The following is a 15,389-nucleotide window of genomic DNA, read 5'->3' on the forward strand; positions in this document are numbered from 1 at the left end:
TGTGATATCTGAATCCCGTTTAATTGAAGAATTTAAAGAACTTGTACAAATAGATAGTGAAACTAAACAAGAGCGTGCAATCGCAGATCGTTTGACAGAAAAGCTAATTGCACTTGGCTTTACCGTTATTGAAGACGAATCAGCTGCCAAAACAGGACATGCCGCAGGTAACTTGATTGCGACACTACCGGCTAATACTGATAAATCTATTCCTAAATTATTTTTTACTTCTCATATGGATACGGTAAAACCGGGTATTGGAATCGTGCCTGTGATGGATGCAGAAGGTTATATTACCAGCTCAACGGATACCATTTTAGGAGCAGATGACAAAGCAGGCATCGCTGCTCTTTTTGAAATGATTCGAGTGTTAAAAGAACAAAATATAGAGCATGGTCAGATTCAGTTGATTATTACCGCAGGTGAAGAATCCGGTCTGATGGGCGCACGTTCTATGGATTCCTCTCTCGTGGATGCAGATTTCGGTTATGCGCTGGATTCTAACGGAACAGTGGGAACGATTGCGGTTGCTGCGCCTACGCAAGCACGTATCGTGATGGAGATTTTCGGCAAATCAGCTCATGCAGGTGTCAATCCTGAAGATGGCATTAGTGCGATCCAAGTGGCAGGCAAAGCGATTTCACGAATGAAATTAGGACGAATCGATCACGAGACGACTGCGAATATTGGTAAATTCGAAGGCGGCGAAGCGACCAATGTTATCTGCGACTATGCACGCTTGGAAGCAGAAGCACGCAGTCTGGTGCACGAAAAAGTAGTAGTACAGTTAGCAGCGATGAAAGCATCGCTTGAAAATACATGTGCAGATTTTGGCGCTACAGGTAAATTTCAAAGTGTGATTGTATATCCGGGCTTCAAATTTACAGAAGATGATGCTGTTGTTCAATTGGCGCAACGTGCCGCAAGTAAATTAGGTGTACCGAATGATATTTTCCATACCGGTGGAGGCAGTGACGCTAATATCTTCAATAGCTTTGGAATTCCAACAGCCAATCTAGCGGTCGGTTATGAATTTATTCATACAACAGATGAGCGTATTCATAAAGACGAATTAGTACGTGCGGCACATCTAGTAACTGAAATTGTACGTGAAACATCCCAGTTAACGAAGTGGAAATAAGACGATATAGCATTCAACGATAAATGATACGTGGAGGAATTGAGATGACAGCGAATAAAGCTTTAGACGAGATTACATTATCCACCGAATCGATTTTTGAAGGGAAAGTCATATCTTTACAAGTGGATACTGTAGAACTTCCAAATGGAAATACGAGTAAGCGCGAGATTGTTCGCCATCCAGGAGCGGTAGCAGTACTGGCTATTCATAACGATCGTATGCTTGTAGTAGAGCAGTATCGTCAAGCACTCGGTCGTACCGAAGTGGAAGTTCCTGCTGGCAAATTGGAAAAAGGGGAACAGCCAGAGGAAGCCATCAAGCGTGAACTGGAAGAAGAAACAGGATATCGCTGTGAGCAAGTGACTTTGTTGAATTCTTTTTATACATCGCCCGGCTTTGCGGATGAGATTATCCATCTCTATCTTGCTGAAGATCTACAAGCAGGTGAGCTAAATCCAGATGACGATGAATTTCTAGAAGTGACCGAGATTACACTTGAAGAAGCATATGAACAGATTCGTGAAGGACATATTAGCGATGCGAAGACGATTATGGCGGTACAAGCTTGGCATCTGATCAAAGTTACAGGAAAACCTAGTCTGTGAGTGAATTGCAATCGATCTATGCTGATCTTCATATTCATATCGGTAGAAGTGAAGATGGACAACCGGTGAAGATCAGTGGTAGCCGTAATCTGACTTTTGCTAATATCGCCAAAGAATCTTCAGAACGCAAAGGAATCGGATTAACAGGAATTATCGATTGTCATTCACCTGGAGTACAACAAGATATTCGTAACTATATTGCCAGCGGTGAAATGGTTGAAATCGCTGGTGGGGGCATTCGTTATCAAGATACTACCATTCTACTCGGTTCAGAAATCGAGATACGTGAGCCGGGTTATCATGAAGCTCATGTGCTGGTTTATTTTCGCGATCTAGCCACAATCACGGACTTTAGTCAATGGATGAGCAAGCATATGAAAAATGTTCAATTAAGCTCTCAACGTCTACATGTGTCTTTTCAGGAACTGCAAGAGCAAGTCAAACAACGAAATGGTATTTTTATGCCTGCTCATATGTTTACTCCGCATAAAGGCATCTATGGAAGTACCGTAGCGCAGATGAGTGAAGTATTGGACTTGAATAGCATCGATGGTGGAGAACTGGGACTAAGTGCAGATACGACAATGTCCAGTTATATTAGTGAACTTGATCCGTATCCGTTACTTACCAATTCAGATGCTCACTCGCTTGGCAAAATTGGACGTGAATACAACCTTTTTGCGATGCGTGAAGCAAGCTTTGATGAATGGGTGGCTGTACTTCGGGGAGAAAACGGTCGCCATGTTATGGCTAATTACGGACTTGATCCTAGACTTGGTAAATACCATCGTACGTATTGTACCAACTGTAACAGTATTATAGATGATGCTTCTCCTGCAATTGAGCGTTGTCCTTATTGCGGTAGTACCAAGCTTACTATAGGTGTGATGGATCGGATTCTACAGATTGCCGATCGTGAGCAACCTGTTGTGAATGCTCATCGTCCACCGTATCATTATCAGGTGCCATTGTCGTTTATTCCAGGGCTAGGGCCTGCTAAGATGAACCGTTTGCTTGCAGAATACGGTACAGAGATGAATATCTTACATCAGACTTCTATAGAGCAATTAACAGATATCGTAGGTGCTGAAATTGCTTTGTTGATTGTACAAGCAAGAAACGGAGAACTACAGTTAAGCTCAGGTGGCGGCGGAACATATGGCAAAGTTATGGCGAAGCCAGAGAACAGAATATAGACGTTACAAAATCAGGGATTTGCTTTGAATTGGAAGCAAACACACGTGTTCTAAAAAGTTTGACTTTGTCAAAGAATTCCCCCTATAATAATAGAAGTGAGCATTTACACGATGCAGTGATTTCCACAGGGGGAGGTATAGAATGGAAGCACGGATCGATAAGATTAAACAGCAATTACAATCCAAAGGTTATAAATTAACGCCCCAGCGGGAAGCCACCGTTCGAGTGCTTCTTGAGAATGAAGAAGATCATCTAAGTGCAGAGGATGTCTTCATGTTAGTGAAGCAGAAAGCTCCCGAAATCGGTCTTGCCACTGTTTACCGTACCCTTGAACTTCTGAGTGAACTGCATGTCGTGGAAAAAATCAACTTCGGTGACGGTGTAGCGCGTTATGATTTGCGTACCGACACCAGCAAGCACCATCATCATCATCTTATATGCGTGCAATGCGGAAGTATGGATGAGATCCGCGAAGATTGGCTAGGACCACTAGAAGAACGATTGGATAAAGAATTCGATTTCACGGTTCTGGACCACAGACTCGATTTTTACGGAATTTGTTATCGTTGTAAAGACAAAAACGATATCAACAAAGACGAAAAACCTGACAACTAAAATGGATACCAGAGACTCTCGCCCGATATTTGGCTGTTCGGGAGAGAGTCTTTTTGCCGTAACCATTCCTATGAAGGGACCTGATTTCTGATGAATGAACATTTAGAGACATTTATCCGCTATTTGACGGAAGAAAAAGCATTATCTCGAAATACATTAGAATCGTATCGACGAGATTTGAATCAATTTCTGGAATTTGCTAGACAACGTGATTTGCAATTACCCGATCAAATTCGTAAAACACATATCGCCCTTTTTCTAGGAGAAATGAGACAGATGGGCAAAGCATCATCCACGATTACAAGGATGACTGTTTCGATCCGTTCATTCTGCCAGTATCTGGTGAGACAGGGCATGATTCAGCAAGATCCTTCAATACATATGGAAGCGCCCAAAGCAGAAAAGCGTCTACCGAATGTGATGACGATTGAACAAGTCGGACATTTGATTGATGCACCTGATCGCCAATCACCGCAAGGTCGACGTGATCGTGCGATGCTGGAATTGTTATATGCTACAGGGATACGCGTTTCTGAACTGATTTCGATCAATGTGGACGATGTGCGTCTGGATTTGAAGTTTTTACGCTGTGCGAATAATGCAGGCAAAGAACGGATTATTCCGATTACAGGAGTCACCGTGAAGCGTGTAGGTGAATATATAGAACAGGGTCGTCAGCAACTCATTCGTAATCATCCTGAAGAACTGGCACTCTTTGTGAATCAGCTTGGCACAAGACTTACACGACAAGGCTTTTGGAAAATGATCAAAAAGTATGCTCGTGAAGCTGGGATTGAGGCAGATATTACACCTCATACATTGCGTCATTCTTTTGCGACCCATCTGTTAGAGAGTGGAGCCGATTTGCGTTCGGTACAAGAAATGTTAGGACATGCTGATATTTCCACAACTCAGATTTACACACAGGTATCCAAGAAGAATATGAAAGATGTGTATGAAGCTCATCATCCGCGTGCCAATGTAACCTGATTCATCATCGAATAAGGAGGCATTGATCATGACACAATCAGACACACGTTTTAAACGAATTAGCGTTATCGTGATGGATAGCGTAGGAATTGGCGAATTACCTGATGCATCGAAGTTTGGTGATAAAGGTGCACATACATTAGGTCATATTTTGGAACAAGTTCCAGAGATCCAGATTCCTCATTTGCAACAATTGGGGTTGGCGAATATTACGTCTTTGGCCCCCCTTGAGCCAGCAGAACACCCACAAGCTTCTTATGGTAAACTGGCACAGACCTCTATTGGCAAAGATACGATGACCGGCCACTGGGAAATGATGGGCTTGCAAATCAGTTCTCCTTTTAATACGTATCCACACGGGTTCCCTCAGGATCTCATCACTGAGCTAGAGAAGCTTACCGGTAGACGTGTAATCGGTAACAAATCAGGTGCAGGGTTAGATATGATTGAACAATACGGGGAAGAACAGATGAAAAGTGGAGCATGGATCATTTATACCTCTGCTGACAGTGTGATGCAGATTGCGGCTCATGAAGATATTATTCCACTGAATAAACTGTATGAAGCATGTAAGATAGCACGTCAACTTACGATGTCGCCTGAACATTCGGTAGCACGTATTATTGCACGTCCTTATCGCGGAGCGCCTGGGCAATTTGTACGGACAGCGAACCGTCGTGATTTTGCTGTCAATCCACCTGAACCTACGGTATTGAATACATTGCAGAATTTTGGATACGATGTTATTTCTGTTGGCAAAATCAATGATATTTTCTCAGGGCATGGGATTACAGCTACCCATCCTACCCGTGGTAATGAAAATGGAATTCAAGTGACGATGGACGTGTTACGTCAAGATTTTAACGGATTATTGTTCACCAATCTGATTGATTTTGATTCGTTATATGGACATCGTCGTGATCCACTAGGATATGCCAAAGCACTGGAACAATTCGATCAAGCGTTACCTGATATATTATCTACTATCGGTGAACAAGATTTGCTGATTATTACCGCAGATCATGGGAATGATCCGGTACACAAAGGAACCGATCATACACGCGAGTATGTCCCTTTGTTAGTCTACAGTCCATCACTACAACAGTCTGTTGATCTAGGCATCCGGGCGACGTACAGTGATATCGGTGCAACGATCGCAGATAATTTTAGAACAGGTGGTCCATTGCACGGTGAAAGCTTTTTAGATAAATTAAAGTAAGATTGATCTGACTACGGATTTAAGATATTCATTTTATATAGCATAGATATTCAAGGAGGATACTTTAATGACAACTATTACACAAGCAACGATTCAAGAAGCAGCTGCTTATATTCGCAGTCAAAGTGATATCAAACCAGAGATCGGACTTATTTTGGGATCAGGATTAGGTGTGTTGGCGGATTTGATCGAAGATAGCGTAGCGATTGACTATCATCATATTCCACATTTTCCTGTATCGACTGTAGAAGGTCATGAAGGCGAATTATTGCTAGGTACGATTCAAGGTCGTCCTGTTGTTATGATGAAAGGTCGCTTCCATATGTACGAAGGATACGGCCCTGAAGTAACGGCATTCCCTGTACGTGTGATGAAAGAATTGGGTATTTCTACATTGCTGGTAACCAACGCAGCTGGCGGAGTAAATACTTCGTATGAGCCAGGTGATTTGATGGTATTGAGCGATCATTTGAATATGACAGGTCGCAATCCATTGATCGGACCTAACGATTCGGCTCTAGGTGTACGTTTCCCTGATATGTCAGAAGCGTATAGCCGTCGTCTACGTGCGGTGTTCAAAGAAACAGCTGCACAACAAGGATTAAAAATTCAAGAAGGTGTCTATGCTGGATTGCTTGGTCCAACGTATGAGACGCCTGCTGAGATCGTTATGCTACGTACATTAGGCGCAGACGCAGTAGGTATGTCTACCGTGTCAGAAACGATTGTAGCGCGTCATGCAGGAATTGAAGTTCTCGGTATTTCTTGTATTACCAATATGGCGGCAGGTATTCTGGATCAACCGTTATCTCATGATGAAGTGATGGAGACAGCAGACCGTGTTCGAGATCAGTTCTTGAAATTGGTATTGGCGATTATTCCTCAAATGTAATTGAATGTGGTTGGGTTGAAGATGGCTGTGCGGGGGAGTTAGACCGCTATAGGAAAAGAATTATTCTTGCCGTCGCTGGTGAAATGGAATCCCTTGATTGGACTGCTAGGCAGTCGGGATTCCACTTCAAAGGCGACTTTCAGAACAATTATTTTCCTTTCGCTCCGAGGTGGGAGCACAGTCATGAGATAAACGCCAACTTTTTGGTGGGTTGGCAGGTAGTGCGGTGGGAGTAAATAGAGGATATGGTCATGTGAAAAAGCTTCTGAATCCTATTTATAGGATTGGAAGCTTTTTTCGTTATTAGATGATATGGAAAGGGTGTAGTATTTGAGAGAGTTTGAGTTAGATGGAGAAAATACTGATAAACTTATGATTCTCCTACATCAGGGTCAGGGGCTACTGTGGGTTGATTGGGTACGGACTCTGGTGTAGGTGTTGGAGAAGGGTTGGAATTTTCTGTTGTTATTTCTGTTGCTGGTGATGGAGCGGCAGTGTCTGGACTGGTTAGTGTTAAGGTATCGCCTTTGTCATTAATATTAACGGCTATGCCTGTAAGCTGACTGATTAATGATGTTGGGACATATACGGTTCCGTCTAGATTTATTGGTGTGCCTTGAAGAGTTGACGATACGCCGTTGATCTCAGTTGCTTTTTGATTCAATGTAAATGTGGCTGTACCGGAAGCGCTGGATGTTGCTGTAATGGTCTGGTTCGCTTGATCCCAGAAAAAAGCAAATCCGTATGGAGTCAGCAAAGGTTTGTATGAGATATACGTGACTTTATTTTGAATAAAAGCAGGGATTTCTTTTTTGACATTCACTCCATCTAAAGTAACATTTAAAGATCGGCGTGATTGATTAGATGGTGGTGGCGTTGGTGTGGTCGGTGAAGCAGGTGTATTTGGATTCTTTTTCAACCAGAGTGAATAGCCTTCTTGTGCAATCCAAAGCCCTACTTTTTTATTGCGTCGCCATTCTTCGTTAAAAGCAGATAGGGGCAAGTTGGTTTCACCTGTTTTGATACCAATTTCCGGTGTAAAAGCAGGTCTACCAAACGTAGTGATAAACCAATCGGTATATCCGCCACCCGAAGGATTATTATTTGGGCGTACTTGGCGATAACCTGTAAACGTAGTGAATATATTAGCCAAACGTTTATCTCGACTTAGATTCTGTGTAAGCGTATGGAAGTTCCAGTAGAGAATACGACCGGCTGAATGATACGATACGGCGATTTCAGGATCAATATCGTAGGTGAATGAAGTGGTTGCTTGATTTTCAGCAGTCTGTACAGCAGTGGTTCCTTTATGATTTTTCCAAAATGGATATGGAATATTATCTTCAATCGTGCTCCAATATGCATCATATTGACGATTCGGATCAATACCTTGTGCATTGGCTTTCCAGCGTTTGAAGTTGGTACTACCCCCATTCATTTTGACTAAAGCTTGTCGAACCGAAGCCGGAAAAGCACTTGTTCCTTGTTGTTGCAAAGTTACTCCATCAGGATTAACCATCGGTACAAACCAAATGGTGGTTCGATCTAAAATTTGGCGAGTATTATATCCTTCAAAAGGTCGATTGGCGGTATACGCTATCGCATATTGTTCTAACATGTACATATTGATTGTCGTTGTCATCCATTCACGAGCATGATGAGAACCGTTAATAAATACGGTTGCTTGTCCATGCCCAAGTCCAACTGCCCAGATATCACGACCATACTTGGTTTTACCAATAGATTTGTACTGAATCAAGTCAGGATATTTCTGAGCCAATGACTGAATATGTCGGGTCATGGCTGCATATGTATACGTGACAGACGGGTTAACTACCGTGCTACTTGCTGCTTCAGCTTGGCTTTGGAACAGCAGAGTAGGGACAAATAGTATAAATGCAAGCATAAGACATCCAATCTTTTTCAATGCCATCCTCCTCTAGAAAAATGATATACAATTGTTAGTACCCTAAATGTTTAAAATCCTTGATTTAACGGTATATTAGAGTGTCTCTCTCAAGAATAGTAGCATCTTATTTGAAGTGACGTAAATGCTTATTTTTTCCATATGTAAGTACATTAATAAGCAAATCCATTCATTGGAATCTCACATAAAACACAAATGTTCAGCAAAATAGTCCATTCTGCTATAATATGCACAATGGTTATACTGACTATACACTTCAAGTGAATGAACGGAGGACAACAGATGTATTTACATGGAACAAGTCAAATTAATGATCAAGGTCATCTTGTGATCGGTGGTTGTGATACCGTTCAACTTAAAGAACAATATGGTACGCCTTTATATATTATGGATGAGCATTTAATTCGTAGTCGTTGTCAGGAGTATATGCAAGCTTTTCAAGCATCAGGATTAACTTTTCAAGTGGCGTATGCTAGCAAAGCATTCTGCACGATGGCGATGTGCCGGATTGTAGAAGAAGAAGGATTGTCGATGGATGTAGTATCTGAAGGAGAACTGTATACAGCAATGCAAGCAGGATTTCCTGTTGAACGCATTCATTTTCACGGAAATAACAAAACGCCAGATGAATTAGAAATGGCTTTGGATGCAGGGATCGGTTGCTTTGTTGTCGATAACTTTGTGGAGTTACAAGTGTTAAATGCGATTGCGGCTTCTAAAAAAATGATGCCTAATATTCTGTTACGGGTGACTCCGGGTGTAGAAGCACATACTCATGAATACATTTCGACCGGTCAAGAAGATTCCAAATTCGGATTCGACGTCGGGAACGGAACAGCTTATCAAGCGGTGAAAGAAGCTCATTCACTGGAACATGTCAAATTATTAGGGATTCATTCTCATATCGGATCACAGATTTTTGAAGTGGATGGTTTTCAAGTAGCGGTTGAACGTGTAGCTGCATTTGCACTTGAAGTACAGCAACAAGAAGGCATTTCATTTACAGTCATTAATCTGGGTGGTGGATTCGGTATTCGCTATACATCCGAAGATACGCCGCTTCAAGTATCTGAATATGTAGAAGCAATCACCACAGCGGTTAAAGAGCACTTTTCCAAATTAGAAGGAGCATTACCGCAAATCTGGGTAGAGCCCGGTCGTAGTATCGTTGGGGATGCAGGAACAACGTTATACACAGTAGGTTCTAACAAAGATATTCCCAATGTACGCAAATATGTATCGGTTGATGGCGGTATGACAGACAATCCACGTCTAGCTCTGTATGAAGCGAAATATGAAGCTGTGATTGCCAATCGTGCCAATGATGAAGCAACAGAATTGGTATCGGTCGCTGGTAAATGTTGTGAAAGTGGCGATATGCTCATCTGGGATATTGAACTGGCTTCGCCTGTAGCAGGCGATCTGTTAGCAGTAGCATGTACAGGGGCTTATAATTATTCTATGGCAAGCAATTACAATCGGATTCGTCGCCCGGCAGTCGTCTTAGTTAAAGACGGCAAAAGTGATGTGATTGTAGAGCGGGAAACATTTGAAGATATTACAAGCAATGATGTGATTCCAGCTCGTCTAACTCGTACAACGATCACTACGTAGAGACTGAATCTTATTTATATGATTAGTATCTAATGTATGAAAATGTTTATCATGATTGTACAGATGGTGACTCTATATATCGGTATCATGAACGGAATGTAGCGAAAAAGAAGTGAACATGCCTTTGCGCAGAATCGCTTTTCATAGTAAACTAAAGAGGATGCTGTCCTACAGATCTATTTCTCGCTTAATCGTACTCTGGTGAAGTAGAGGCATGCGTCCTAATTTCTGTTTTTAATTGAGAGGAGATTTATTATATTATGTCTAAACAAGCGAACATCAAACTTGCAAACGGTGGAGAGATCGTTATCGACCTGTTTGATCAAGATGCACCGAATACGGTTGCTAACTTTGAAAAATTAGCAAATGATGGTTTCTACAACGGATTAACATTTCACCGTGTAATCCCTGGTTTCGTAGCTCAAGGTGGATGCCCTAACGGTACAGGTACTGGTGGACCAGGCTACACAATCAACTGCGAAATCAACCCGAACAAACACGAGCGCGGTTCTTTGGCTATGGCTCATGCAGGACGCAATACAGGCGGAAGCCAGTTCTACATCTGCTACCAACCACAACCACACTTGGATGGACAACACACTGTGTTTGGTAAAGTAGTTAAAGGTTTGGAATATGTTGATGCTCTTAAAGGCAGCGACAAAATGGAAACTGTTGCAATTGTAGAAGCGTAAGCTTTTTTCAAGAACAATAGCTTCACTTTTTTATCATCAAGAACTTGTTCTCTTTAGAGAGCAGGTTCTTTTTTTATTCATTTTGACTTTATTCCCTTTGATGTGAATAATGGTATGTATCGAAACAATTGGATAAAAAAGGAAGTCGAGCCGATGAATATTAATCATGCTGAACATCCTGTACAGCTTTTAATAGCATGCGATACCGAGGAGAAGCAATCTCAAATCGATCTCAAACTTTTTGTTGTTCGCAAAGAGAAAGAAGCTGACCATTATTATCGGAGCAAGGTGATTACATTAGCAGAAGAAGTCACCAGCTGGTTAAAAGATCAGTTAATTCGTTCTTTTAAAAGCTTTCAGCAACCAGAAGGTGATGAATCTAAGTTTGCGGTCAGTGATTATCATTTGGAAGTACAAAAAAATGAGCAACTGGCTAAGCTAGTGATCCAAGAACAACATAGTACATTGAATGCGCGCAAAAACGGTCTACTGCATGCATTAACAGAAACAGATCAAAGTATTGAAGAACGGGATACCCATTTTCAAATCATACGATTAGATATAGAACAACATAAAGTATATTGTTGCTTTTATCGTAAACCCAAAGTAGGAACCAAAAAGAGAAGATTAGCGATAAAAGACTCCAATGTGTTTCATTTTGTCAGCGATGATTTGTTAGAATTAGGTGGGAAAATAGATTTTTTTATCTTCAATAATGAGATCTATATTTCCAATCTGTTATCTTTTGAAAATATGTTTGATTATCGTGATCATATTAACGAAGCTAGAGATTATAATCTGCATCAAATTGTGAATCTTCCTTTTTTTGCCGCAGAAGAGTCCAATAAAGACATATTTGAGCAACATTGCAAGCAACATGTGTATTCTAGAAGTCTGGCACAATTGAGCGCAGACAATATAGCAGCGTTAGAGGATAATTTTGAAGAACGATGTGATGAGCTGAAATTAATTAGAAAAAGGTTACCTCGAAATGCTCAAAAAGCAGAAGAATATAGAAAAAAATATGCCGCGATCTGGGAGTTATATTCGTTTCTGGATCTGGAACATTACCAAATCAAATATGAACCTGATCAAAAACCAACCACTTTAATTCATTTTTTTGCTGATAAAATAAAACAATCTTTTTTAACTAAAAACTTTAGTATTGCTGTAGATATAGATCCATTAGAGAATGATTCATAATTTACAAATTGGAGAAGGAGACTGATAATGTGGTCTAAAAAAGAGCAACTTATTTTATGGATAACCGCTTATTTTCCACTTCTGTTTTTAATTGTCGCTGGATTTTTGTATGAAAATAATCTTCTACCTTCATGGCTTCAGAAGAAAAATGTAGCGTTATGGTTTGCTCATCAATGGACAGGTGAAGCACTGTTTATCATCATTGTATTGGTGTTGTCTATTGTATTGTACCGGATTGTGATTGTATGGTTGCTGGCTGGTATAGAACAAAAGTTATTGTCTAAAAAGGTCGGAAATCAATATGCTGTGCGCCACTTTGAGAAATTATCAGCTAGCGAATATTCTTTCTTTTTGATCACATTATTATTGCCTCGTATTGCATTAGATTATTCATCAATCATGAATGTAGCTCTTTCTTTATTAGTGATTATTTTTATTATTTCTGTGTATGTCAAAACAGATACGATCTCTTCATGCCCACTATTTTTTGTATCAGGCAGACAGGTGCTAAAAGGCATCATTTCAGAGCATACATTAGAAGAAGAACGTGAACATCCCGAGTATCGTAAACATGTGATCTGTCTTGTAAAAGAAAAAGATTTGGATTTGTCGACTTCATATAGAGGGCAACATCTAGTGAGCAATATGTATATGATTGCTAAAGAAAACTCTATCAAGTACATTAAATAAATAGATCTATGAAATAAAGGAGAATGATCAATGGCAGGCACATTATTTACACATGGAACATTTGCATTTAGTACTCATCTTCAACCCGATGCAGATGCAATCTACATAGACAATGGCATTATTCAGGCGATTGGTACCACTTCAGAATTATCACTACAGTTGTCTGGCAAAGACTATCGCCAAGTGGATTGGGATGGTGCTCATGTATTGCCCGGATTAACGGATTCTCATATGCACTTGTCGATGCACGGAATGAAGTTATCGATGCTCGATTTCTCAGAAGTGACATCCAAAGAAGAAATGATCAGCCTGATTCGTCAGCGTGTAGCTATGACACCAGCAGGGCAATGGATTGTAGGCTTGAACTGGAATGAAAATAACTTTAACCCACCGATTCCACCTTTACGAACAGAGCTAGATGAGATTACAACAGAGCATCCTATTTACCTGACGAGAACGTGTTTTCATGCTTTTCTAGGCAACAGTCTAGCCTTTGCCAGAGCAGGGGTAACCTCTTCTTCACCAGATCCTGAAGCAGGCTCCTATGGTCGTGATGAAGCAGGAGAATTAAATGGCTGGATTTATGAAGAAGCTTCAGCGGCTTTTACCGCAGTACAACCAGAACCTGATTATAATACCAAAAAAGAAGCGATTCGGTGCGCTTGTCAGGATGCGCTTCGATTGGGATTAACAGCGTCACATACGGAAGATTTACGGTTTTTGGGAAGTATAGAGACCATGTTGCAGATTTATCGTGAATTGCATGCAGAAGGGCTACATTTCCGAACACATCAATTGATTTTTTATACTCATTTACAAGAAGCGCAAGCATTGGGCTTACGAGCAGGGGACGGAGATGAATGGTTGCGCATTGGTGCAGCCAAATTGTTCTCAGACGGAGCGATTGGTGGACGTACGGCGCTACTCCAACAACCGTATAGCGATGCACCTCACACACGAGGAATGGCAATTCATACAACTGCTCAATTGAATGAAATTACATCGTATGCACGTTCGCTTGGTTATCCGATTGCGGTACATGCGATCGGGGATGGAGCAGCTGACCTTACTTTATCGGCGATGGAAGCTCATCCACTGCAAGGCATTTCCCATTTACCAGATCGATTTATTCATGCTCAAGTACTGGATCAATCATTGCTAAAGCGTATGACTCAATTGCCACTGATTGCAGATATTCAGCCTCGATTTGTAGCCAGTGATTTCCCATGGGTGATGGAACGTGTGGGTGCAGAGCGTACAGATTATTTGTATGCTTGGAAAAAGTTAATAGACGCAGGAGTAATCTGTGCTGGTGGAAGTGATGCACCGATCGAGCCACTTGATCCGATGCTTGGTATTCATGCGGCTCTCACTCGTCGCAAACCTCATAGTGCAGAGCCTGTAGAAGGCTATTTACCGCAGGAGCGACTGACTATAGCGGAAGCTGTACATTTATTTACAGTCGGTAGTGCACAAGCGGCAGGCGAAGAACAAGAGCGAGGAAGTATTCAAGTTGGCAAAGCCGCTGATTTTACAGTACTGGATCGAGATATCGCAACAGATTCAGAGTCTTTGTTGCAGACTCAAGTTAAGATGACCATTGTTAATGGACATATCGCTTATCAAGCCTAGTAAACTGTAGTTATTCTATTTAGCACATCATGAACTCAAAAAACACCTATACATGATCTGCTTTTTTGGACAGAGCTTATGTATAGGTGTTTTTTTATATTGGATTAACGAATAATATGGTGTTGCAAAAAATCTAAAAAGTCTTGTTGCATGGTGCCGAGTGGCAAGATTTTTTTGATGATTCGAAACCGCCAACGTTGATCGTTACTTTGAAATGACCATAAAGCATCTTTCTATGTGAATAATAAAGAACTTACAATGGGCAACAACATACATTATCTAACTATAAAAAAGTCAATTTATTATACAATATTAGTAATAGACAAGTCATGCGACAAGTCATTTTCACAAGAATAATCGTCATGTGACTATCTATAAAAAAGTTGAAAATGGAGCTTTCTTGATTTTTAATTGTTTCGATGATATGATTTCAGCATCACAGCAAAATCGTGATTATAATTTCATACGTTATCCTTCGGGGCGGGGCGCAATTCCCCACCGGCGGTGTTGAGATCAAGTTTGTATAGGTCTCTAAGTCCGTGACCCGGCTATGTGTTGTATAATCATAGACGGTGGATCTGGTGAGAATCCGGAGCCGACAGTATAGTCTGGATGGGAGAGGGATACAGAAGTCGCTTGCATAGCGATTTCTGAATTAAGATGCACTTATTTGAGTGTATAGTTTACTATTTTCAGGAAGCAATAATCTGTGGATAACAGGTTTATTTGGTCTCTGATGATAGTCTATATATTGAAAATATGTTGATATTGGATCAGTGGATCAAGCTGAGCCGATAGTAGATATACAGTTTTGTGCTGTACATTTACAGACATACGATCGCCATCAAATAAGCACATTCCATTCTTACTCCTATACATGAAGATGTTAAGCCCTGTAAACATTCGGATATTATTCCGGTTTACAGGGCTTTTTGCTTGTCATTGTATCATTTTAACCTTTATAATTTAGTT

General features: G+C 40.9%; 13 protein-coding genes and 1 riboswitch. Of the genes, 12 read left to right on the forward strand and 1 reads right to left on the reverse strand.

All coding sequences use genetic code 11. From position 1 onward, the window contains the following. Position 1: 1 nt before the first annotated feature. From PTI45_RS12235 to PTI45_RS12265, 7 genes are all read left to right on the forward strand, one after another. Positions 2-1,141 carry a M20/M25/M40 family metallo-hydrolase gene (locus PTI45_RS12235; RefSeq protein WP_069327873.1) on the forward strand — a complete coding sequence of 380 codons (1,140 nt, stop codon included), beginning with the start codon at positions 2-4 and terminating at the stop codon, positions 1,139-1,141. Between the two features lie 44 nt (positions 1,142-1,185). Further along, a complete protein-coding gene (locus tag PTI45_RS12240) occupies positions 1,186-1,746 on the forward strand; it encodes an NUDIX hydrolase (RefSeq protein WP_083243505.1) in 561 nt (186 codons plus the stop codon). Further along, positions 1,743-2,942 carry an endonuclease Q family protein gene (locus PTI45_RS12245; RefSeq protein ID WP_069327875.1) on the forward strand — a complete coding sequence of 400 codons (1,200 nt, stop codon included), beginning with the start codon at positions 1,743-1,745 and terminating at the stop codon, positions 2,940-2,942. The genes PTI45_RS12240 and PTI45_RS12245 overlap by 4 nt, the downstream gene beginning before the upstream one ends. 142 nt (positions 2,943-3,084) lie before the next feature. Then, positions 3,085-3,558: a ferric iron uptake transcriptional regulator gene (fur, locus tag PTI45_RS12250; RefSeq protein WP_069327876.1), complete on the forward strand. Its 474-nt coding sequence runs from the start codon at positions 3,085-3,087 to the stop codon at positions 3,556-3,558. 90 nt (positions 3,559-3,648) lie between these two features. Next, on the forward strand, positions 3,649-4,548 hold the full coding sequence (gene xerD, locus PTI45_RS12255; RefSeq protein ID WP_069327877.1) for a site-specific tyrosine recombinase XerD: 900 nt from the start codon (positions 3,649-3,651) through the stop codon (positions 4,546-4,548). A gap of 28 nt (positions 4,549-4,576) precedes the next feature. Next, positions 4,577-5,767: a phosphopentomutase gene (locus PTI45_RS12260; RefSeq protein WP_069327878.1), complete on the forward strand. Its 1,191-nt coding sequence runs from the start codon at positions 4,577-4,579 to the stop codon at positions 5,765-5,767. Positions 5,768-5,834: 67 nt separating this feature from the next. Beyond that, the gene (locus PTI45_RS12265) at positions 5,835-6,659 is read left to right on the forward strand and encodes a purine-nucleoside phosphorylase (protein ID WP_069327879.1); all 825 of its coding nucleotides are present in this window, start codon (positions 5,835-5,837) and stop codon (positions 6,657-6,659) included. Between the two features lie 370 nt (positions 6,660-7,029). Here PTI45_RS12265 and PTI45_RS23720 read toward each other — a convergent pair whose 3' ends face one another. Then, positions 7,030-8,586, reverse strand: coding sequence for a M14 family zinc carboxypeptidase (locus PTI45_RS23720; protein WP_083243506.1), 1,557 nt, complete (start codon positions 8,584-8,586; stop codon positions 7,030-7,032). Between the two features lie 282 nt (positions 8,587-8,868). On the opposite strand from PTI45_RS23720, the gene lysA reads away from it, so the two are divergent. The 5 genes from lysA to PTI45_RS12295 all read left to right on the forward strand — a co-directional run bounded on the left by lysA (position 8,869) and on the right by PTI45_RS12295 (position 14,417). Beyond that, entirely contained in the window at positions 8,869-10,200 is a 1,332-nt protein-coding gene (gene lysA, locus PTI45_RS12275) for a diaminopimelate decarboxylase (RefSeq protein ID WP_069327880.1), read from the forward strand. A gap of 260 nt (positions 10,201-10,460) precedes the next feature. After that, positions 10,461-10,892, forward strand: a complete 432-nt coding sequence (locus PTI45_RS12280) for a peptidylprolyl isomerase (RefSeq protein ID WP_069327881.1) — start codon at positions 10,461-10,463, stop codon at positions 10,890-10,892. A gap of 153 nt (positions 10,893-11,045) precedes the next feature. Then, positions 11,046-12,095, forward strand: coding sequence for a Kiwa anti-phage protein KwaB-like domain-containing protein (locus tag PTI45_RS12285; RefSeq protein ID WP_069327882.1), 1,050 nt, complete (start codon positions 11,046-11,048; stop codon positions 12,093-12,095). A gap of 27 nt (positions 12,096-12,122) precedes the next feature. After that, entirely contained in the window at positions 12,123-12,785 is a 663-nt protein-coding gene (locus PTI45_RS12290; RefSeq protein ID WP_069327883.1) for a hypothetical protein, read from the forward strand. A gap of 30 nt (positions 12,786-12,815) precedes the next feature. After that, complete coding sequence (locus tag PTI45_RS12295) at positions 12,816-14,417, forward strand: amidohydrolase (RefSeq protein ID WP_069327884.1); 1,602 nt, start codon at positions 12,816-12,818, stop codon at positions 14,415-14,417. A gap of 467 nt (positions 14,418-14,884) precedes the next feature. Continuing rightward, a riboswitch (FMN riboswitch) is annotated at positions 14,885-15,045 on the forward strand. Positions 15,046-15,389: the final 344 nt, after the last annotated feature.

The sequence above is a fragment of the Paenibacillus nuruki genome (genome assembly GCF_001721045.1).
GTDB classification, from domain to species: Bacteria; Bacillota; Bacilli; order Paenibacillales; family Paenibacillaceae; genus Saccharibacillus; species Saccharibacillus nuruki.

Bases quoted from the DNA above. Each gene is read 5' to 3' on its own strand.
- PTI45_RS12240 (WP_083243505.1), top strand. From the start codon at position 1,186: ATGACAGCGAATAAAGCTTTAGACGAGATTACATTATCCACCGAATCG.
- fur (WP_069327876.1), top strand. From the start codon at position 3,085: ATGGAAGCACGGATCGATAAGATTAAACAGCAATTACAATCCAAAGGT.
- xerD (WP_069327877.1), top strand. From the start codon at position 3,649: ATGAATGAACATTTAGAGACATTTATCCGCTATTTGACGGAAGAAAAA.
- PTI45_RS12260 (WP_069327878.1), top strand. From the start codon at position 4,577: ATGACACAATCAGACACACGTTTTAAACGAATTAGCGTTATCGTGATG.
- PTI45_RS12265 (WP_069327879.1), top strand. From the start codon at position 5,835: ATGACAACTATTACACAAGCAACGATTCAAGAAGCAGCTGCTTATATT.
- lysA (WP_069327880.1), top strand. From the start codon at position 8,869: ATGTATTTACATGGAACAAGTCAAATTAATGATCAAGGTCATCTTGTG.
- PTI45_RS12280 (WP_069327881.1), top strand. From the start codon at position 10,461: ATGTCTAAACAAGCGAACATCAAACTTGCAAACGGTGGAGAGATCGTT.
- PTI45_RS12285 (WP_069327882.1), top strand. From the start codon at position 11,046: ATGAATATTAATCATGCTGAACATCCTGTACAGCTTTTAATAGCATGC.
- PTI45_RS12290 (WP_069327883.1), top strand. From the start codon at position 12,123: ATGTGGTCTAAAAAAGAGCAACTTATTTTATGGATAACCGCTTATTTT.
- PTI45_RS12295 (WP_069327884.1), top strand. From the start codon at position 12,816: ATGGCAGGCACATTATTTACACATGGAACATTTGCATTTAGTACTCAT.